We start from the raw sequence: 19401 nt of genomic DNA on the forward strand, positions 1-19401 counted from the left end.
GTGTCACCCCTTCGCGGGCGCATGTTTCACCGCCGTTTTCGCAGGTCCCGGCATGTTTCAGCTCTGTTGCGCGTCGTGCGCGAGGAGGGCGATGTGCACGGACGCGGCCTGTTCGAAGTCGTCGAGGTCCACGCCGAGGCGGGCCTCTATGGCTTCGAGCCGGCGGTACAGCGCGGGCCGGCTGACGTGGTGCAGCTGGGCCGTGTGCGACTTGTTGCGGCCGGTCGCGAGATAGGTGCGCAGCACGGGCAGCAGATCCTGTTCGGCGTGCCCGTCACCGCACAGCAGACCGTCCAGCTCCCGTTCGGCGAAGGCCTGGACGTGCGGGTCGTCCCGCAGCAGCCGGACCAGGCCGCGCAGATGGACATCGCGCAGCCGTACGACGAGGGGCAGGTCGAGCCCGGTCGTCGCGGACTGGGCGACGGCGTCCGCCACATGCCGCGCCTCCCGCAGCCCGCCCGGCACGTCCTCCCAGGTGGTGCGTGCCTCCGCGGCCGCCACGACCGTCCCGCGAGCCCCCGACTCCGACCGCAGCCGGGTCGCGAAGTGTGCGGTGAGCGCGACCGCGTCCTGGTCCCGGGCGAGACTGAGGAGGACGGCGGTGGCGCCCTCCGCCAGTTCGGCGACGAGCCCGGGCAGTCCCAGCATCCTGAGCACACGGTCGAGTTGGGCCGGATCCTCCTCCCGCACGACGAGCGGCACGAAGGTACGGCGGTTGACCGGCAGCCCGGCCGCCCGGGCCCTCGGCAGCAGCTGTCGCGCCGGTACGACCCCGGAGACGAGGTCCGTCAGCAGGCTCTGCGCGGACTGCTCCTCCCAGCTGTGCGCCGAACCGCCGAGCATGCGGTGCAGCACGAGCGCCTCGGCGGCCCGGTCGGCGAGCAGTCGCGCCGTGGCGGTGTCGCCCCGGTGCCCGCACAGCACGATCTGGCCCCAGCGCTCCCCGCGCCCGCCCAGCTCGGCCCGTACCCAGCCGTCGCCCTCGCTGCCGCCCGCCTGCCGGGAGATCCGCTCCCAGTCGCGCAGCACGTCGTCGACGGCCGACCGCTCCCCCGCCGTGGCGAGGACGCGATGGGCGAGATTGGTGACGACGAGCGGACAGCCCGCGTGGTGGGCGATCTCGTCGAGGAGCCGTTGCAGCGGGGCCCCGGCGGTGATCAGGGAGGTCAGGGCCGTGCGGACGGTCTCCGACAGGCTGACGGCCGCGAACTTCCGCCGGACCAGCCGGGACTGGACCTCCTCGGTCAGTTCGGCGAAGGGGAACGGCCGGTGCAGGACCACCATGGGCAGACCGCACCGCTCGGCCGCCCGGCGCATCACGTCGGGCGGCGTGGGGAAGGCCCGGCCGAGGCCGAGGACGACCGCGGCGGCCTCGGCCCGGTACAGCGAGCGGATGTACTCGGCCTGGGCGTCCTCGTTCCCGGCGAGCAGGACCCCGGTGGTGAGGACCATCTCGCCGCCGGTGAGCATCACGCCCACGTCGGGGGCCTCGGCCACGTGCACCCAGCGCACGGGCCGGTCGAGCTGACCGGCGCCGGCCACCACCTCGGGCTCTCCGGCGAGGACCCGGTCCAGGTTGAGGACCTGGCGTACCGACAGGGCGGGTTCCAAGGCGGTGGTCATGCGGCGTGCCCCTTATTTCTGCCGGCTCGGTCGCCGCCGGAGCGCCCCCGTCCGTGTCAACGGGTGCGCTCCTTCGGTTCACTCGCCCTTGCTCGGCTCGTGCGCTACTGGATGCTCCGCAGAGCGCGTTCGAGGGCTTCGGCGCCCTCCTCCGCCTCGGCGACGGTCAGTGACAGCGGGGGCGCGATGCGCAGCGCGCTGGTGTTGTGGCCGCCGCCCTTGCCGATCAGCAGTCCCTCCCGGCGGGCGGCTTCGAGGACGGCGGACGCGGCCTCCGGGTTCGCCTCGTCGGTACCGGGCCTGACCAGCTCGATGCCGATCATGAGGCCCCGGCCGCGCACTTCCCGTACCTCGGGGATCTGGGCGGTGATCGCCCGCAGCCGTTCGATGAGGAGTCCGCCCACGCGCCGCGCGTTGCCCTGGAGGTCGTGCTCGACCAGGTAGTTCAGGTTGGCGAGCCCGGCGGCCATGGTGATCTGGGTGCCGCCGAAGGTCGAGATCGAGTTGCTGTCCAGACAGTTCATGACCTCGGCGCGGGCGACGACGCCGCCGATGGACATGCCGTTGCCGATGCCCTTGGCGAAGGTGAGGATGTCCGGCGGGCCGTTCTGCCCGTGCGCCTGCCAGCCCCAGAAGTTGTCGCCGGTACGGCCCCAGCCGGTCTGCACCTCGTCCGCGATCCACAGCACGCCGTGCCGCTGGAGCACCTCGCGGAAGGCGGCGTACAGGCCGTCCGGCGGTGAGGTGAAGCCGCCGACGCCCTGGATCGGCTCGGCGATCAGCGCGGCGGGCGGGCGGCCGTGACCGAGCAGGTCCTCCAGGTCGGCGACGCAGGCCGTGATGAAGTCGGCGTCGCTCAGGCCGGCGTACGGGCCGCGGGTGCGGACGCCGCCGTGCACGTACAGCGTCTGGAGCGGGGACAGCGAGGTCGGGGACCAGCCCTTGTTGCCGGTGATGCCGACCGCGCTGAACGAGCGGCCGTGGTAGCTGTTGCGCATCGCCAGGATCTGGTTGCTGCGGCGGTAGGTCGTCGCCAGCATCAGCGCGGTGTCGTTGGCCTCGGTGCCGGAGGTCGTGAAGAAGACGCGGGCGTCCGGGATGCCGGACATCTGGGCGATCCGCTCGGCGAGTTCGACCATCGGCCGGTTGAGGTAGAGCGTCGAGGAGTGGATGATCCGCCCGGCCTGCTCGCTCACCGCCTTGCTGACCTCGGGCAGCGCGTGCGCCGTCATCGTGGTCAGGATGCCGCCGAAGAAGTCGAGGTACCTGTTGCCCCCGGCGTCCCAGACGTGCCGGCCCTCGCCGTGGGTGATCTCCAGCGGGTCCGCGTAGTAGAGCGCGAGCCAGTCGGGCAGTACGGCCTTGTGGCGTCCGAGCAGTTCGTCGGTCACGGCTGCACCACTCCTTTCACTCCTGTACGGGTTCTGCGTGTGTCACGGCTGTACGTGCCCACGTCAGGGCTGAACGAGTCCTTCGTACGCGTCGGGCCGGCGGTCCCGGTAGAACGCCCACTGCTGCCGCACGTCCTCGATCAGGTCGAAGTCGAGGTCCCGTACGACCAGTTCCTCGCCCTTGTCGCTCGCGACCTCGCCGACGAACTTGCCGCGCGGGTCGACGAAGTAGGAGGTGCCGTAGAAGTCGTTGTCGCCGTACTCCTCCACGCCGACCCGGTTGATCGCGGCGACGAAGTACTCGTTGGCCACGGCGGCCGCGGGCTGTTCCAGCTGCCACAGGTGGGAGGACAGGCCCCGGTGGGTCGCGGAGGGGTTGTACACGAGCTGGGCGCCGTTCAGACCGAGCTGGCGCCAGCCCTCGGGGAAGTGGCGGTCGTAGCAGATGTAGACGCCGACCTTGCCGACGGCCGTCTCGAAGACCGGCCAGCCGAGGTTCCCGGGCTTGAAGTAGTACTTCTCCCAGAATCCCTTGACCTGGGGGATGTGGTGCTTGCGGTACTTGCCGAGGTAGGTGCCGTCGGAGTCGATCACGGCGGCGGTGTTGTAGTAGAACCCGGACTGCTCGACCTCGAAGACCGGGACGACGATCACCATGCCGGTCTCGCGGGCCAGTTCCCGCATGCGCGTGACGGTGGGGCCGTCGGGCACGGGTTCCGCCCAGGCGTAGTGCTCGGGTTCCTGGACCTGGCAGAAGTAGGGGGCGTTGAAGACTTCCTGGAAGCCGATCACCTTCGCGCCCTGCCGGGCCGCCTCGCGGGCGTGCTCGACGTGCTTGGCGACCATGGATGCGGTGTCGCCGGTCCAGGTCGCCTGGACGAGGGCGGCGCGTACGACGTGGGCCATCTCAGCTGCTCCTTCGACAGGGACCTCAGAGAGCCTCTACGCCCGTAGACGAAGGCCGTAGAGGCTTGAAACTAAGCCCCGTCGACGGGCTGGGCAAGACCATCGTCGTCAACCGGCCGAGTCGATCACGTTTCGCACTCCAGTGGGTGATCACGGCCGTGTTTCGCGTGCGGCACCGGCCCGCGCCGTCGGGCGCGGGCCGGTGGGCCGGGCGGGGTGGACGTGGTGGCCGTGGCCGACGGGTCAGGTGAGTCCCTGCACGCGCAGCGCGTGCACGACGTCCCGGTAGCGCTGCTCCGAGACACCGCGGGCCGCCGCCAGCACGAGGGGCCTGAGCCGTCGCGGATGGGCCTCCGCGGTGCGCGCCGCCTCCTCCGGCGTGCGCACGCGTACGTAGACGTCGAGCAGCGCACGCGCCTCCCGTTCGCGCCCCTCGGCGGTGAAGGCGAGCACCGCCTCGCCGATCTCCTCGGCGGGCCGCGAGACACCCTGCCGCAGCAGCTGCTCGCCGTCCGGGGCGCGGCCCACCACGGTGAGGGCGTCCGCCACCGCGACCAGCCGGTCGGCGGGCAGCGAGCCGGCCTCCCACAGCAGGGTCGCCCAGTCGGCGCCGAGCCCCGCGCGGTGCAGATCGGCCGCGAGCAGCGGGAACCGGGCGGCGGGCCAGCGCGCGGCCTCCACGAGGAGGGCGTGCGCCTCGCCGCTGCGGCTCTCCCGGCGCAGCCGGACCAGTCTCTCCACGGTCTCGGCGACCTCGCGCCGCGCGTCGTCGTCCAGCGGCTGTCGCGCCCGCGGCTGCCGAGGCGCCGGCGCCTCGCTCCGCTCCGCGACACCGGCGTAGCGGGCCCCCCGTGGAGCGCGCCCCTCGCGATCGGCGGCCGGTGCGGCGGCGGGCACGACGGGCGGATCCTGCTCGGCCTCCACCGCCCCGGCGAAACGCGCGCCTCCGCGCGGGCGGCGCTTGGCGCGCTGCCTGGCGGGCGCCTGGGCGGCGGGTTCGGGGTCGGCGCCCCCGGGGGCGGGTCCGGCGGTGCCGGAGCCGGCGACCGGAGCGGTACGGGCGCCCGCGTCGGGCTCGGCGAACACGCCCGCGGCGCCGTAGCGGTCCTCGCGCGCACGCTGTCCGGGGTGCTCCGCCAGGTCGGCCGGGTCGGCCGTGGGTTCGCCCGCCTTCGGTGCTTCCACCCGCGCATCCACCCGTGCTTGCACCCGGAAGACGTCGCCGGCGGTGTTCCCGGAAACGTGTACCGCGTCCCGCACCGGGTCGTGCGGGACGCGGCGGTCGGCGTACTCGATGCGGGTGCGCAGTTCTGTGCAGCGGGCCGTGGCGCGTTCGCGGTCGTCGTGCGCCCAGGCCAGGTCGAGGCGGACGGAGTCGGCCTCGACCTGGGTGGTGGCGGACTGGAGCCGGCGGGTCAGCTCGGCGGTGCGTTCGGCGGCGTAGCGCTGTTCGCGGAGCATGACGTCGAGCCGGTCGCCGAGGGCGTCGCGGCCGCCGGGCCGGGAGTCGTGGGCGGCGAGGGAGGCGCGGTGCAGGGCGCGGGCCCGCTCGGTCTCCTGGGCCGCGGCGGCGGGGCCGTAGGCGGTGTCGAGGTCGTGCATGAGCGCTTCCACGACGTCCCAGGGCGGCACCTCCAGACCGTCCAGGCAGGCGCGCATGCCGTCGGGATCGCGCTGCCAGAAGACGGCGCACCAGCCGCCGCCCTGGTCCAGCTTCGCCATCAGCTTGTTCAGGTATTGCGCGAACTCCCGCACTTGTCCCGGGAGTTGATCCACAGTCATCGCATGCTCCCCGGCCGACTGGAGTGCTCCGACCCGCAAGAAAACACCAGTTGTGTTACGGCGGGGCTACGTGAAGTTTTCGGAGTGGACGCGGTGTGCCGTACGCGGTCGTGTGACGGCTGTGCGTGACGGGTTCCAGCCAGGACGGGATACGAGTCAGGCCACCGCGGCCGTCGGTACGGTCTCGGCGGCCGGTGCGCACCGCGTGACCAGTTCGTCCATGGACAGGCCCAGGGCGCGGGCGAGGGCGGCGATCGTGAAGAAGGCGGGAGTGGGGGCCCGGCCCGTCTCGATCTTCCGCAGGGTCTCCGCGGAGAGGCCCGCGTGAGCGGCGATCTCCGCCATGCTGCGACCACCGCGGGCCTCGCGCAGCAACCGGCCGAGCCGCTCGCCGCGTTCGCGCTCTTCGGGGGTCAGGGGGGTGCGCACCATGACCCCATTCTAATACCGATCCACGCCAATGGACCGGTATTTTAATTGGGTAGTGAGCGGTATAGTAATTGGCATGGTGGAACTGAAGACGGATGCGTCGATGGACGCGATGTACGAGGCCGGGCAGGTCGTGGGGCGTGCGCTGACGGCGGTGCGGAAGGCCGCCGACGTGGGGGTCTCCCTGCTCGAACTGAACGAGGTGGCACACGAGGTGCTGCGGGAGTCGGGGGCCTCGTCGCCGTTCCTCGGCTACCGGCCCTCGTTCGCGCCCACGCCGTTCCCCGCCGTGATCTGCGCCTCCGTCAACGACGCGATCGTGCACGGCATCCCCACCGCGTACCGGCTGCGCGACGGTGACCTCGTCTCCATCGACTGCGGCGCCGTACTGGACGGCTGGGCCGGTGACTCGGCGATCAGCTTCGTGGTGGGCGAGCCGCGCGCGGCCGACCTCCGGCTCGTCGACACGGCCGAACGCGCCCTCGCGGCGGGCATCGACGCGGCCGTCGTCGGCAACCGCATCGGCGACATCGCGCACGCGATCGGCACCGTGTGCCGTGCCGCCGGGTACGGGATCCCCGACGGGTTCGGCGGGCACGGGATCGGGCGCCAGATGCATGAGGACCCGGGCGTGCCGAACGAGGGTCGGGCCGGGCGGGGCATGAAACTGCGGCACGGGATGGTCCTGGCGATCGAGCCGATGGTCCTCGGTGGGGGCGCGGACGGGTTCCACGCGGCACCGGACGGGTGGACGCTCCGCACGGACGACGGATCCCGGGCGGCTCACGCGGAACACACGGTCGCCGTCACGGGGACGGGCCCCCGCGTCCTGACCGCCCGCTAGGGGGCCGGTGGGGGTGGGGTTCGGGTGCTGTTGCGGGTGCGGCTTCGGATGCGACTTCGGGTGCGTGGGGCTTCTCGCGCAGTTCCCCGCGCCCCTGCAAAGGGCAGGCCCTGCGGGCCCGGAGGCGGCGGTGCCGCGCACACCTTGATGATGCGATGAAAAGCCGGGGGCGCAGCCCCGGATCTCAAGGGCGGGGAACCGCGCGGGCCACCACGACGCACCCGCGGTCACACGAGCACCGGGACCCCCACGGCGCCCCCGCATAGCCGAACCGCACCAGGGAACCCGGTGGCGAATGAACAGCGGATTCCCGGGGCCCGAGGGCTACGGTCCGGACCCCTTCAGTGAGTTCCTCGCCCGTTTCTTCGGCGGCCCGCGCCCCCGGCGGATCGAGATCGGCCGCCTGATGAGCGGCCCGGCCCGCCGGCTGGTGGCCGACGCCGCGGCGTACGCGGCGCGGCACGGCAGCACCGACCTGGACACCCAGCACCTGCTGCGCGCCGCGCTCACCGCCGAACCGACCCGAAGTCTGGTGGCCCGCGCGGGCGCGGACCCCGACGCGCTGGCCGGTGAGATCGACGAGCGGTCCGGCCCGGAGCGCCACCGACCGGGCCAGGGACCGGCACCCGCGTCCCTGGCCCTGACCCCCGCGGTCAAACGGGCGCTGCTGGACGCGCACGAACTGGCCCGGGTCACCGGCTCCGGCCACATCGGCCCCGAACACGTCCTGAGCGCCCTCGCCGGCAACCCGGACTCGGCGGCCGGTCACATCCTCGGCGCGGCACGGCTGTCGGCCGCCGCCCCACCGCCGGACGCGTCGGACCCGTCGGCGGACACCCCGCCCGCCGGGATCCCCCTCTCCGGACTGCCGCATTCCGGGCTGCCGCACTCCGACCTGCCGCGCCGCACCCCGACCACGACCACGACCCTCGACCGGTACGGCCGCGATCTGACCGACCTCGCCCGCCAGGGCCGTATCGACCCGGTGATCGGGCGCCAGGAGGAGATCGAGCAGACCGTCGAGGTGCTCTCCCGGCGCGGCAAGAACAACCCCGTGCTCATCGGCGAGGCGGGCGTCGGCAAGACCGCGATCGTGGAGGGGCTGGCCCAGCGGATCGCCGAGGGGGACGTGCCCGACGTGCTGGCCGGACGCCGCGTGGTCGCCGTGGATCTCTCCGGGGTCGTCGCCGGGACCCGCTACCGGGGCGACTTCGAGGAGCGCCTGACGAACATCGTCGACGAGATCCGCGCGCACTCCGAGGAACTGGTCGTCTTCGTCGACGAGTTGCACACGGTCGTGGGCGCCGGTTCGGGCGAGGGCGGCGGCATGGACGCGGGCGACATCCTCAAGCCGGCCCTGGCGCGCGGCGAGCTGAACATCGTCGGGGCGACGACCCTGGAGGAGTACCGGCGGATCGAGAAGGACGCGGCGCTGGCCCGCCGGTTCCAGCCGGTGCTGGTCCCCGAACCCAGCGGCGAGGACGCCCTGGAGATCCTGCGCGGGCTGCGCGACCGGTACGAGGCCCACCACCAGGTCCGCTACCTCGACGAGGCGCTGACGGCCGCCGTCGACCTGTCCGACCGCCATCTCGCCGACCGCCGCCTGCCCGACAAGGCCATCGACCTGATGGACCAGGCCGGGGCCCGGGTCCGGCTGCGCGCCCGGACCAAGGGGACGGATCTGCGCACCCTGGAGCGTGAGATCGAGGAGCTGACCAGGGACAAGGACCAGGCGGTCGCGGGCGAGCAGTACGAACGGGCCACCCGGCTGCGGGACCGGATCGGCGAGCTGCGGCAGCGGATCGGCACGAACCACGCCGGAGGGCGGGCCGACGACGGGCAGAGCCTGGAGATCACCGCCGAGGACATCGCCGAGGTGGTCTCCCGGCAGACCGGAATCCCCGTCAGCAGCCTCACCCAGGAGGAGACACAGCGGCTGCTCGGACTGGCGGAACGGCTGCGTCGGCGGGTCGTCGGGCAGGACGAGGCGGTGGATGTGGTCGCGGACGCCGTGCTGCGCTCGCGCGCCGGGCTCGCCGGACCCGAACGGCCGATCGGCAGCTTCCTCTTCCTGGGCCCGACCGGCGTCGGCAAGACCGAACTGGCCCGCGCGCTGGCGGAGGCCCTCTTCGGCGCCGAGGACCGGATGGTGCGGCTCGACATGAGCGAGTACCAGGAGCGGCACTCGGTCAGCCGGCTGGTCGGCGCCCCGCCCGGCTACATCGGCCACGAGGCGGCCGGCCGGCTGACGGAGACCGTACGGCGGCATCCGTACGCGCTGCTGTTGCTGGACGAGGTGGAGAAGGCCCATCCGGACGTCTTCAACCTGCTGCTGCAGGTCCTCGACGACGGACGGCTCACCGACGCGCAGGGCCGCACGGTCGACTTCACCCACACGGTGATCGTCATGACGAGCAACCTGGGCTCGGAGGCCATCGGCCGCGGCGGGGCCGTACCGGGCTTCGCGGCGGCCGACGCGGAGGCGGCCGAGGAGAACCGGCGCGAGCGGATCCTGCGGCCGCTGCGGGAGCACTTCCGGCCCGAGTTCCTCAACCGCGTCGACGAGATCGTGGTGTTCCGTCGTCTCACCGACGAACGGCTGCGGCGGATCACCGACCTGTTGCTGGAGGGCACCCGGGACCGGCTGCTCGCACGGGGCGTCACCATCGAGTTCGGCGAGCGGGCCGTCGCCTGGCTCGCCCGCCACGGCGACCAGCCCGAGTACGGAGCCCGCCCGCTGCGCCGCACGATCCGGCGCGAGGTCGACAACCCCCTGTCGCGCCTCCTCCTCGACGGCCGGCTGCCGTCCGGCAGCCGGGTGACGGCGGAAGTGGAGGACGGACGGCTCGCCTTCCGTACGACGCCGCCCACCTCCAGCGGCTCTACCTGACGGGGCGCACGACCATCGCCGCGCCGCCCCCGCGCCGTACGGTCTCCGCGGCGGCCAGCCACTTGCCGTCCGACAGGCGTTGGACGGCGGTGGCCGCGCCGATCTCCGGGTTCTGCCGGAAGCCGTGCCCGATCGCTTCGAGGTCCGTCCGCAACGGGCTGTTCCACAGGCCCGGTTCGAGTTCGGTGGTGGTCTGGTTGCGCTGGCTGGCGCGCGGCGCGGCGATCGCGTCGACGAGCGGCAGGCCCCGGTCGAGGAAGCCGGTCAGGGTCTGCAGCACGGTCGTGATGATGGTCGCGCCGCCCGGCGAACCGAGCGCCACCACGGGCTTGTCGTGCCGGTCCAGCACGATCGTCGGCGACATCGACGAGCGCGGCCGCTTGCCCGGACCCGGCAGGTTGGGGTCGTGCACGGCCGGGTTGGCCGGGGTGAAGGAGAAGTCCGTCAGCTCGTTGTTGAGCAGGAAGCCACGGCCCGGCACGGTGATGCCGCTGCCACCGGTCTGCTCGATGGTGAGCGTGTACGAGACGACGTTGCCCCACTTGTCGGCGACCGTGAGATGGGTCGTGCTGTCGCCCTCGTAGGTCGTCGGCGCGGCGGTGCCACCGGTCCCGCAGGCCGCCGGATCACGCGGATCGCCCGGCGCGACGGGGCTGGTGAGCACCGCGTCGTCCTTGATCAGGCACTCGCGCGAGTCGGCGAACTTCTGCGACAGCAGTTCCTTCGTGGGAACGTCCTCGAAGGCGGGGTCGCCGACCCAGCGGCCGCGGTCGGCGAACGCGATACGGCTCGCCTCGATGTAGCGGTGCAGATACCGGACGTCGCTCGCCTTGGACAGGTCGGTCCGCTCAAGGATGTTGAGCGCCTCGGCGACCGTGGTGCCGCCGGAGGAGGAGGGGGCCATCCCGTAGACCCCAAGACCTCGGTACGACGCCTTCGTGGGCGCCTGGCGCTTGGCCCGGTACGCGGCGAGGTCGGCCGCGGTCAGATCGCCGGGCCGGGCGTTGTAGCCCGAACCCGGGTCCACCGGGGGCTTGTTGACCGTGTCGACGATGTCCTCGGCGAGGTCGCCCCGGTACAGGGCGCCGACACCCTTGCGGCCCAGCAACGCGTAGGTGCGGGCCAGATCCGGGTTCTTCAGGGTCGAGCCGACCACCGGCAACTGCCCGCCGGGGAGGAAGAGGTCGGCCGTGGCCGGAAAGTTGCGGAACCTGGCCTCGTTGGAGGCGGTCTGGGCGCGGAAGGTCGCGTCGACGGTGAACCCGTGGCGGGCGAGCTTCACGGCGGGCTTCAGCAGCTTGGCGAGCGGCTTGCTGCCCCAACTGCTCAGCGCCGTCTGCCAGGTCGCCGGGGTGCCGGGCGTGCCGACGCTCAGCCCGCTGGTGACTGCCTCGGCGAACGGGATCGCCGTGCCGTTCTCCAGGAAGAGGCCCTCGTCGGCGCTCAGGGGCGCGGTCTCCCGGCCGTCGATGGTGTGCACCGTACGGGAGCCGGCGTCGTAGTAGACGAAGTAGCCGCCCCCGCCGATACCGGCCGAGTAGGGCTCGGTGACGCCGAGCGCGGCGGCCGTGGCGACGGCCGCGTCCACCGCGTTGCCGCCCTTGCGGAGCACCTCGATACCGGCGGCGGAGGCGTCCGGGTCGACGCTGGAGACGGCACCGCCGTAGCCGACGGCGAGCGGAACCTTCTCCACGGGGTCCGGCGCGGCCGAGGACGGCGGGGCCGCCCCCACCGCGACCACGGCGGACGTCGCCGCCAGTACCGCCAGTTTCCGCGCGACAGGACGACGCAGACGCATCCGTACCTCCAGTCAGGACCGTCCGCGCAGACTAACGCGGGTGCCATGGCCCCGGCAGCGGCGTCTCGGCCATCCGGCGGTGCCGCGTGACCCCCGCGACGGCGGGGCGAACCGGGACACCGAGCCCTGAATCGGACACGGATTCGAGCGCTGTTCGGCCGTGCCCGCTACCATGCGCGGCCATGAATGACGACGTGCGCAATATCGTCCTCGGCGTGATCGCGGCGGGGCTCAGCGCCTCGCTGGGCTGGTTCGTCCGGACGTACCTGTGGAAGCGAAAGCTCCGCCGCAAGCAGACGTTCTTCGGGCTGCCCGACAACTCCGAGTCCCTGCTGGTGGTCAACCGTGACCCGTCCAGCGCGGACCTGGCGGTCCACCGGTACGACGTGTTCGCGCTGCTGGAGCTGTCCGCGCTGATCAAGGACTGCGGCTCGCACGCGCAGATGATCACCCAGGACGCGGCCCAACAGGGGTTCGGCGAGCGCACCGAGTTCTGCGTGGGCGGTCCGATCTCGAACCGCCGGATGGCGGCGCACATATCGGCGATGCTGCCCGGCGTCAGCTTCAACAACGACCCCGAGCCCGGCCCCCACCGGGCCGCCTTCCAGATCGGCGGCGAGCAGTACCGCCTCGACCCCGGCATCACCGAGCACGTCATCCTCGCCCGGCTCACCACCGGCCAGCCCGACCAGGCCCGGCCCGTCTTCCTCTTCTGCGGGCAGCGCGCGATCACCAACCAGGCCGCCACCCGCTACCTCGCCCGCAACCACGAGCGCCTGCACCGCAAGTACGGCACCGGCACCTTCGTCCTGCTGCTGAAGGTCGTCAACTCCCAGGCGTACGGCCCCGACCTGGTCGAACTCGTCGCGGACGTCACCCGCGCGGCCCAGGCCCCGGCCCCTGCCCCTGCCGCGCCGGCCCAGATCTCGCACCGCGCCTCCTAGTTCGCCGCCGAACGTTACCGTCACGTAACTTACCGGGGAGTTACTTCCGGTAAGGGTGTCCGGTTACCGTCGGGTCACTTTGCACTTACACGAGTGAGGCGACCCCATGAGACACCAGCACGGCACCACCTCGCGTACGGCCAGGGCGCTGCGGACGAGCGCCGTGGGCGCCGTCTCGGCCACCCTGATCGCCGGCACGGCCCTCGGTCTCGCCCCCGCCGCCCAGGCGGCGTCCGGCTCCCCCGCCGCCCCCACCACCCGCTTCGTGGACATCGCGGGCGACGGCGGCACCGTCCTCAAGGCCAACGTCGTCGCACCCGCCGACACCTCGCGCGCCTACCCGCTCCTCGTGCTGCCCACGAGCTGGGGCCTCCCGCAGATCGAGTACCTGGCCCAGGCACGGAAACTGGCCGACGCCGGTTATGTCGTGGTCAGTTACAACGTCCGCGGCTTCTGGGAGTCCGGCGGATACATAGAGGTCGCGGGCCCACCCGACACGGCCGACGCCTCCAAGGTGATCGACTGGGCCCTCGCCAACACCCCGGCCGACGCCGCGCACATCGGCATGGCGGGGCTGAGTTACGGGGCGGGCATCAGTCTGCTCACCGCCGCGCACGACAAGCGCGTCAAGGCGGTCGCCGCACTGAGCGGCTGGGCGGACCTGATCGACTCGATCTACGGCGGGCGCACCCAGCACCTCCAGGCCGGCGCCCTGCTGGACGGCGCCGGACGGATCACCGGCCGCCAGGGCCCCGAGATCCAGCAGATCTTCAAGAACTTCTACGCCTCCGACCTGACGACGGAGGAGGAGATGATCGCCTGGGGGAAGAAACGTTCCCCCGAGACCTATCTGGACCAGCTCAACACCAACGGCACGGCCGTCATGCTCGCCAACGCCTGGGGCGACTCCGTCTTCCCGCCCAACCAGTACGCCGACTTCTACGAGAAGCTCACCGGCCCCAAGCGGCTGGAGCTGCGCCCCGGCGACCACGCGACCACGGAGCTGACGGGCCTGTTCGGGCTGCCGAACGACGTGTGGACGGACACCCAGCGCTGGTTCGACCGCTATCTCAAGGGCACCGACAACGGCATCGACCGTGAGCAGCCTGTTCGGCTCAAGTCCCGTACGGGCGGCGCCTTCGAGGGCTATCCGGACTGGAAGTCGGTCACCGCGACCCGTCAGAAGATCGCCCTGACGAGCGGCACCACGATCCGAGCGAACGTCGACTCGGGCGCGAACGGCGGGATCGTCTTCCTGTCCAGCATCCTGGACCAGGTGGCACAACTCCCGCCCGTGGCCTCGATCCCGCTGCTGCCGCGCCGCTGGGCGGCCGTCTGGCAGTCGGAGAAGTACGCGACGGCGCAGGCCGTGCGCGGCACCGCGAAGCTGCACACCACGGTGACCCCCACCAAGGAGAGCGGCACCCTCGTCGCCTATCTGTACGACGTGGGCCCGCTCGGCCTCGGCAAGCTGGTCAGCCACGCGCCGTACACCTTCCACGGCGAGACACCCGGCGAGTCCTTCGGCCTGGACCTGGAGTTGCTCTCCACGGCCTACGACGTTCCGGCGGGCCACCGTCTCGCCCTGGTCGTCGACACGGTCGACCCGCTCTACATCGAGCACAACCCGACCGGCGCGCAGCTGACCTTCTCCTCGCCGCCGAACGACCCGTCGTACGTGTCGATCCCGCTGCGCGAGCAGTGATCTCCGGCTGCCGCCGGACGGGCCTGGCCCCTGGCCGCCGCCTGTCCGGCAGCGGCTTCCCTGTTTCGGCCGGGGTGGCGTCCACGGCCTCGCTCACCCCAAGTGGATGAACCGCTCATCGTAGTCGAGGCCCGCACCCGGTCCGGTGGCGGAGGTCAGTGCTTGAGGATCTTGGAGAGAAAGTCCTTGGCGCGGTCGCTCTCCGGGTCCGTGAAGAACGCGTCCGGAGCGCGGTCCTCGACGATGCGGCCGTCCGCCATGAAGACGACCCGGTTGGCGGCGGAGCGGGCGAAGCCCATCTCATGGGTGACGACGACCATGGTCATGCCCTCGCGCGCCAACTGCTGCATGACTTCCAGGACTTCGTTGATCATCTCCGGGTCGAGGGCCGACGTCGGCTCGTCGAAGAGCATGACCTTGGGGTCCATGGCGAGGGCGCGGGCGATGGCCACGCGCTGTTGCTGACCGCCGGAGAGCTGCGCCGGGTACTTGTCCGCCTGGTCGGCGAGACCGACCCGGTCGAGAAGCTGGCGGGAGCGTCGGTCGGCGTCCTCCTTCTTCCTCTTGCGGACCTTGACCTGACCGAGCGACACGTTCTGCAGGACCGTCTTGTGCGCGAAGAGGTTGAATGCCTGGAAGACCATGCCGACGTCCGCGCGGAGCGCCGCGAGGGGTTTGCCCTCGTCCGGCAGCGGCTGCCCGTCGAGCAGGATCGTGCCGGAGTGAATGGGCTCCAGCCCGTTGATCGCCCTGCACAGCGTCGACTTCCCCGACCCCGACGGGCCGATGACCACGACCACCTCCCCCTTGCCGACGGTGAGGTCGATGTCCTGCAGGACATGCAGCTCGCCGAAGTACTTGTTCACGTCGTGCATCTCGATCAGCGGATCGACCGCCATGCCCTGCCCGCCCTACTCGCTCTCGGCCGTGCGATGGTGTGCCATGTCCTGTCGTGCCCAGGGTGTCGAGCCCTGGCGTGTCGTGCCCTCGCGTGTGTCGTGTCGCAGGTGCCGCAAACTATCCGGACGGCAGTGGCCCCCGTACGCGACACGCGCGGCCGTGGATCAGCCGTATTGTCGGGGACCGACGGCGGCGAGGGCATGGTGAGGGGCCGTCAGCTCTCCGCGACCTCGGCGTACAGCTGGGACAGTTCCGGTGCGCCGCTCGCGGCCCACTCCTGGCCGGCCGCGACCACGTCGATCTCACGGCCGGACACCAGCCGCACCACGGGCTGCCCATTGGGCCAGATCTCCCAGCGGGCGCCGGGGACGGTCCGTACGACGACCGTGCCCAGATAGAGCCCGGCGTCGTTGCCGAGCCAGGCCGCGGTCTCCTCGTCGTCGCGCCAGCGCGGGACGAGCTGGTCGAGGGCTTCCAACGAGGACGCGGAATCGTCCAGTCGCACACCGGCCTGTGCGGCCTGAGCGCGCAGCAGTTCGCATTCGGCGAGGAGTTCGGCGAGGCCTTCGTGACCATCGTCGTCACCGTCGCCGGTGAACACCGCGACCCCGAAGGCGGGACCACGCCTCTTGCGCCAGTTGCCCAGGAAAGAGATGTTCATGCGCTCAGCGTGTCATCCACCTCACCCTCGGCACCACAGGCGCGCGGGTCCCTCTGTTCGTCGGGAGTTCGTTCGCCGTTGACGCACGCCTCATTGACGGGTTCCTGACGCCTCTTTAGGTTCATGACACATCAGCCGCCTCGTCACCGTACCCATGCCGCATCCGTCATCATCGTCGCCATCATGGTCATCAGCGAACGGGAGGGGTCCCGCGTGCGCCCACGCGTCTGGGGAACGGCCTGCGTACTGGCACTCCTGGCGACGGCCGCGCCGCTCGCCACGGCCCGTGCCGCCGACGCCGGAGGGGGCGAACCGGCGCCCCTGGAACGGCTCTTCGACAACCGGGCGGTCAGCGACGACGCGCGGCCGGCCGACGCCGACTTCGACGGACTCGGCGGTTCCCTCTCCGCCGGCGACCTGACGGCCGCCGGGTGGACGCCGGGGCGCGCGCTGACCGTGCAGGGCGCGCGTCTGACCTGGCCGCGCCGCGCGGCGGGCGAGCCCGACAACGTACGCGCCGCCGGCCAGTCCGTCCGCGTACGGGGCCGGGGCGACGCCCTCGTCTTCCTCGTCGCCGCCACGGGCGGCACCGAGGCGACCGGCACCGGGACGGTCCGCTACGCGAACGGCGCCCGCACCGCGTACCGCCTCACCGCGCCCGACTGGCGCACCGGCCCGCTCGCCACCAAGGCCGTCGCGCTCCCCCACATCAACACCCCCGGCGGTCAACTCGCCGAGAAGGCGCGGCTGTACGTCGTCACCGTGCCCGTCGGGCGGGGCCGCGAGGTCGCCTCCGTCACCCTGCCGCGCAACGGCGACCTGCATGTGTTCGCTCTCTCCGTCCGCCCCGAGTCGCGTGGCTGGACCGGCGGTTGGGCCGCGTCCACCTCCGGCTACACGGCCGTCGGCCCCTGGACCGACCGGACGCTTCGGCTGGTCGTGCACACCTCTGCGGGCGGGCCCCGGGTGCGGATCCGGCTCGACAACACCTTCGCGTCGACGCCGGTACGGGTGGGGAGCGCGACGGTGGCGTTGCGGGCGGAGGGCGCCGCCGCCCGCAGCACGCCGGTGGCGCTGTCGTTCGGGGGCGCGGCGGGCACCCGGATCCCGGCGGGGGCACAGGCGTTCAGCGACCCGCTGGGCTTCGAGGTGCCCCCGGACACCGACCTCCTGGTGAGCTTCCATCTGCCGGACACGGTGACGGCCGCGCCCGTGCACCGGCTCGCCCAGCAGACGTCGTACGTGAGCGGGCCGGGCGACCACGCGGGCGAGACCTCGGCGGCGGCTTACACCTCGACGGTGACCGCCTGGCCGCTGCTGACCGGGGTGGACGTGGGCGGCGGGCCCGGCTCGGTGGTCCTGCTCGGGGACTCGATCACCGACGGCGAGAAGGTGACGGTCGACGCGAACCGGCGGTGGCCGGACGTGCTGGCCGGGCGGCTGCGGAACCAGGACGGGGTCCCGCGCTACGGCGTCCTCAACCAGGGGATCTCGGCGAACCGCGTGGTCACCGACCGCTATCCCGGCGACGGCGTCTCCACCGACACGGGCGGCGTGAGCGCCCTGCACCGCCTCGACCGGGACGTCCTCGCCCAGACCTCCGCCCGTACCGTCGTCGTCTTCCAGGGCGTCAACGACGTCCGCTGGGGCACGACGGCCGGCGAGGTCGTCGCCGGGCTGCGGGAGATCGTGGCCCGGGGGCACGAACGGGGCCTGCGCGTGCTGGTGGCGACGATCGCACCGTGCGAGGGAGAGACCCGCTGCACGGCCGCCGCGGACGCGGAACGCGTCGCGGTGAACGAGTGGATCCGGGGCGACGAGGACACCGACGGCGTCCTCGACTTCGACGCGGTGCTGCGCGACCCCGACCGCCCGGCCAGGCTGCTCCCCGCGTACGACAGCGGGGACCATCTGCATCCGAACGAGGCGGGGCTTGCGGCGCTGGCCGGGTCGGTGGACCTCACGCTCCTGTGAGCGTGGGGGGCGGCTCTACACCTCCAGGTCGACCACGACCGGCGCGTGATCCGAGGCGCCCTTGCCCTTGCGCTCCTCGCGGTCCACGTACGAGTCGGTCACGGACTTCGCGAACGCCTCGTTGCCGTACACCAGATCGATGCGCATGCCCCGGTTCTTGGGGAAGCAGAGCTGGCGGTAGTCCCAGTACGTGAAGGGGTGGTCGTACTTCAGGGGGCGGGGGACGACGTCGCTCAGGCCCGCCTCGCGCAGGGAGGCGAGGGCGGCGCGCTCGGCGGGGGTGACATGGGTGAGGCCCTCGAAGGCGGCGACGTCGTACACGTCGTCGTCCGTCGGCGCCACGTTGTAGTCACCCATCACCGCGAAGGGGCGGCTGCCCGCCGCGTCACCGGCGACGGCGGCCTTGAGGGCCTCGAACCACTGGAGCTTGTACGCGTAGTGCGGGTGGTCGACCTCGCGGCCGTTCGGCACGTACACCGACCAGACGCGGACCGGGCCGCAGGTCGCGGAGATCGCGCGGGGCTCCACCGAGCCGTCGTACCCGGGGTCGCCCGGCAGGCCCTTGACCACGTCCTCGATGCCGACGCGGGAGATCACCGCCACGCCGTTCCACCGTCCCGTGGCGTGCACGGCCGCCTCGTAGCCCGCCTCGCGCAGGGCGTCGGACGGGAAGCCGTCCTCGGCGATCTTGGCCTCCTGGAGGCAGAGCACGTCCGTGCCGCTGCTCTCCAGCCAGGCCAGAAGCCTCGGGAGGCGGGCGGTGATCGAGTTCACGTTCCAGGTCGCGATGCGCATGTCCACCAACCTACCGGGCGGGTCCGACAACGCCGGGTCCCGCCCGGTCACGGGCGAGGACGTACGCCCGGCTCAGACGTCCGCCGAGGCGCCGGGGGCCAGGCGCAGGTGGTCCGCGCCGCCCAGGGCGCCGATCTGGCGGTCGTAGATGGGGCGGGCGAGGTCGGTGAGGAGGGCGTCGTGGATGTCGTACGCGCGGTGCGGCTTCACCTCGCGGACGTAGTCGATGACCTCGGAGATCTTGCTCCAGGGGGCCATGACGGGGAGCATCAGCGTCTCGACGGCGTGGTCGGGGACGGTGAGGGCGTCGCCGGGGTGGAAGACGCGGCCGGCGTCGACGAGGTAGCCGACGTTGGTGATGCGGGGGATGTCCGGATGGATCACGGCGTGCAGTTCGCCGTGGACCTGGACGTCGAAGCCCGCGGCGGTGAACGTGTCGCCGTGGCCGACGGTGTGCACCCGGCCGGGAAAGGCGGCGGAGACCTTCTCGGCGACGGAGCGCAGGGTCCAGATCTCGGCGGCCGGGTTGCCCTCCAGGGCCGCCCGCAGCCGTCCCTCGTCGAAATGGTCGGGGTGCTCGTGCGTGACCAGGACGGCGTCCGCGCCGGCCGCGGCGTCCTGCTCGCTGAACCCGCCCGGGTCGATGACGAGCGTGCGTCCGTCCTTCTCCAGACGGACACAGGCGTGCGACTTCTTGGTGAGCTTCATGGGTCCATCCTGCCCCCGTCACCGGTGCCGGGCCCCCCGGCCGCCGGCGCG

General features: G+C 72.3%; 15 protein-coding genes. 5 read left to right on the forward strand and 10 right to left on the reverse strand.

Translation table 11 applies throughout. The features are described from left to right. Positions 1–57: 57 nt before the first annotated feature. The 5 genes from ACWCRJ_RS06805 to ACWCRJ_RS06825 form a co-directional block, all read right to left on the reverse strand. On the reverse strand, positions 58–1623 hold the full coding sequence (locus tag ACWCRJ_RS06805) for a PucR family transcriptional regulator (RefSeq protein WP_450938284.1): 1566 nt from the start codon (positions 1621–1623) through the stop codon (positions 58–60). A 104-nt stretch (positions 1624–1727) separates the two neighbouring features. Then, positions 1728–3014, reverse strand: a complete 1287-nt coding sequence (locus ACWCRJ_RS06810) for an aspartate aminotransferase family protein (RefSeq protein ID WP_450938285.1) — start codon at positions 3012–3014, stop codon at positions 1728–1730. A gap of 63 nt (positions 3015–3077) precedes the next feature. After that, entirely contained in the window at positions 3078–3920 is an 843-nt protein-coding gene (locus ACWCRJ_RS06815) for a nitrilase-related carbon-nitrogen hydrolase (protein WP_450938286.1), read from the reverse strand. 243 nt (positions 3921–4163) lie between these two features. Next, on the reverse strand, positions 4164–5702 hold the full coding sequence (locus ACWCRJ_RS06820) for a hypothetical protein (RefSeq protein WP_450938287.1): 1539 nt from the start codon (positions 5700–5702) through the stop codon (positions 4164–4166). Positions 5703–5858: 156 nt separating this feature from the next. After that, complete coding sequence (locus tag ACWCRJ_RS06825) at positions 5859–6134, reverse strand: helix-turn-helix domain-containing protein (RefSeq protein WP_005482250.1); 276 nt, start codon at positions 6132–6134, stop codon at positions 5859–5861. Positions 6135–6207: 73 nt separating this feature from the next. On the opposite strand from ACWCRJ_RS06825, the gene map reads away from it, so the two are divergent. Both map and ACWCRJ_RS06835 read left to right on the forward strand, forming a co-directional pair. Then, a complete protein-coding gene (map, locus tag ACWCRJ_RS06830; RefSeq protein WP_450938288.1) occupies positions 6208–6975 on the forward strand; it encodes a type I methionyl aminopeptidase in 768 nt (255 codons plus the stop codon). Positions 6976–7270: 295 nt separating this feature from the next. Next, entirely contained in the window at positions 7271–9865 is a 2595-nt protein-coding gene (locus ACWCRJ_RS06835; protein WP_450938289.1) for an ATP-dependent Clp protease ATP-binding subunit, read from the forward strand. Here the strand turns inward: ACWCRJ_RS06835 and ggt are convergent. Then, complete coding sequence (ggt, locus tag ACWCRJ_RS06840; protein ID WP_450938290.1) at positions 9858–11663, reverse strand: gamma-glutamyltransferase; 1806 nt, start codon at positions 11661–11663, stop codon at positions 9858–9860. The genes ACWCRJ_RS06835 and ggt overlap by 8 nt on opposite strands. Positions 11664–11845: 182 nt before the next feature. Here ggt and ACWCRJ_RS06845 point away from each other — a divergent pair, with 182 nt between their 5' ends. After that, entirely contained in the window at positions 11846–12607 is a 762-nt protein-coding gene (locus tag ACWCRJ_RS06845) for a hypothetical protein (protein ID WP_450938291.1), read from the forward strand. A gap of 106 nt (positions 12608–12713) precedes the next feature. Further along, positions 12714–14312 (forward strand): CocE/NonD family hydrolase, encoded by a 1599-nt coding sequence (locus tag ACWCRJ_RS06850; protein WP_450938292.1) that lies wholly within the window; start codon positions 12714–12716, stop codon positions 14310–14312. A gap of 155 nt (positions 14313–14467) precedes the next feature. On the opposite strand, the gene ACWCRJ_RS06855 is transcribed toward ACWCRJ_RS06850, so the two are convergent. Then, complete coding sequence (locus ACWCRJ_RS06855; protein WP_450938293.1) at positions 14468–15211, reverse strand: amino acid ABC transporter ATP-binding protein; 744 nt, start codon at positions 15209–15211, stop codon at positions 14468–14470. A 215-nt stretch (positions 15212–15426) separates the two neighbouring features. Beyond that, on the reverse strand, positions 15427–15873 hold the full coding sequence (locus ACWCRJ_RS06860) for a DUF6278 family protein (RefSeq protein WP_046917936.1): 447 nt from the start codon (positions 15871–15873) through the stop codon (positions 15427–15429). A 183-nt stretch (positions 15874–16056) separates the two neighbouring features. Here ACWCRJ_RS06860 and ACWCRJ_RS06865 point away from each other — a divergent pair, with 183 nt between their 5' ends. Then, positions 16057–17847: an SGNH/GDSL hydrolase family protein gene (locus ACWCRJ_RS06865; RefSeq protein WP_450938294.1), complete on the forward strand. Its 1791-nt coding sequence runs from the start codon at positions 16057–16059 to the stop codon at positions 17845–17847. 15 nt (positions 17848–17862) lie between these two features. Here ACWCRJ_RS06865 and ACWCRJ_RS06870 read toward each other — a convergent pair whose 3' ends face one another. After that, entirely contained in the window at positions 17863–18642 is a 780-nt protein-coding gene (locus tag ACWCRJ_RS06870) for an exodeoxyribonuclease III (RefSeq protein ID WP_450938295.1), read from the reverse strand. Between the two features lie 72 nt (positions 18643–18714). Then, positions 18715–19350: an MBL fold metallo-hydrolase gene (locus tag ACWCRJ_RS06875; RefSeq protein ID WP_450938296.1), complete on the reverse strand. Its 636-nt coding sequence runs from the start codon at positions 19348–19350 to the stop codon at positions 18715–18717. Positions 19351–19401 lie beyond the last annotated feature (51 nt).

Source organism: Streptomyces sp. NPDC002324 (assembly GCF_053593335.1).

Bases quoted from the DNA above. Each gene is read 5' to 3' on its own strand.
- map (WP_450938288.1), top strand. From the start codon at position 6,208: ATGGTGGAACTGAAGACGGATGCGTCGATGGACGCGATGTACGAGGCC.
- ACWCRJ_RS06870 (WP_450938295.1), bottom strand. From the start codon at position 18,642: ATGCGCATCGCGACCTGGAACGTGAACTCGATCACCGCCCGCCTCCCG.
- ACWCRJ_RS06820 (WP_450938287.1), bottom strand. From the start codon at position 5,702: ATGACTGTGGATCAACTCCCGGGACAAGTGCGGGAGTTCGCGCAATAC.
- ACWCRJ_RS06835 (WP_450938289.1), top strand. From the start codon at position 7,271: ATGAACAGCGGATTCCCGGGGCCCGAGGGCTACGGTCCGGACCCCTTC.
- ACWCRJ_RS06825 (WP_005482250.1), bottom strand. From the start codon at position 6,134: ATGGTGCGCACCCCCCTGACCCCCGAAGAGCGCGAACGCGGCGAGCGG.
- ACWCRJ_RS06850 (WP_450938292.1), top strand. From the start codon at position 12,714: ATGAGACACCAGCACGGCACCACCTCGCGTACGGCCAGGGCGCTGCGG.
- ACWCRJ_RS06805 (WP_450938284.1), bottom strand. From the start codon at position 1,623: ATGACCACCGCCTTGGAACCCGCCCTGTCGGTACGCCAGGTCCTCAAC.
- ACWCRJ_RS06815 (WP_450938286.1), bottom strand. From the start codon at position 3,920: ATGGCCCACGTCGTACGCGCCGCCCTCGTCCAGGCGACCTGGACCGGC.
- ACWCRJ_RS06875 (WP_450938296.1), bottom strand. From the start codon at position 19,350: ATGAAGCTCACCAAGAAGTCGCACGCCTGTGTCCGTCTGGAGAAGGAC.
- ACWCRJ_RS06865 (WP_450938294.1), top strand. From the start codon at position 16,057: ATGGTCATCAGCGAACGGGAGGGGTCCCGCGTGCGCCCACGCGTCTGG.
- ggt (WP_450938290.1), bottom strand. From the start codon at position 11,663: ATGCGTCTGCGTCGTCCTGTCGCGCGGAAACTGGCGGTACTGGCGGCG.
- ACWCRJ_RS06855 (WP_450938293.1), bottom strand. From the start codon at position 15,211: ATGGCGGTCGATCCGCTGATCGAGATGCACGACGTGAACAAGTACTTC.
- ACWCRJ_RS06860 (WP_046917936.1), bottom strand. From the start codon at position 15,873: ATGAACATCTCTTTCCTGGGCAACTGGCGCAAGAGGCGTGGTCCCGCC.
- ACWCRJ_RS06845 (WP_450938291.1), top strand. From the start codon at position 11,846: ATGAATGACGACGTGCGCAATATCGTCCTCGGCGTGATCGCGGCGGGG.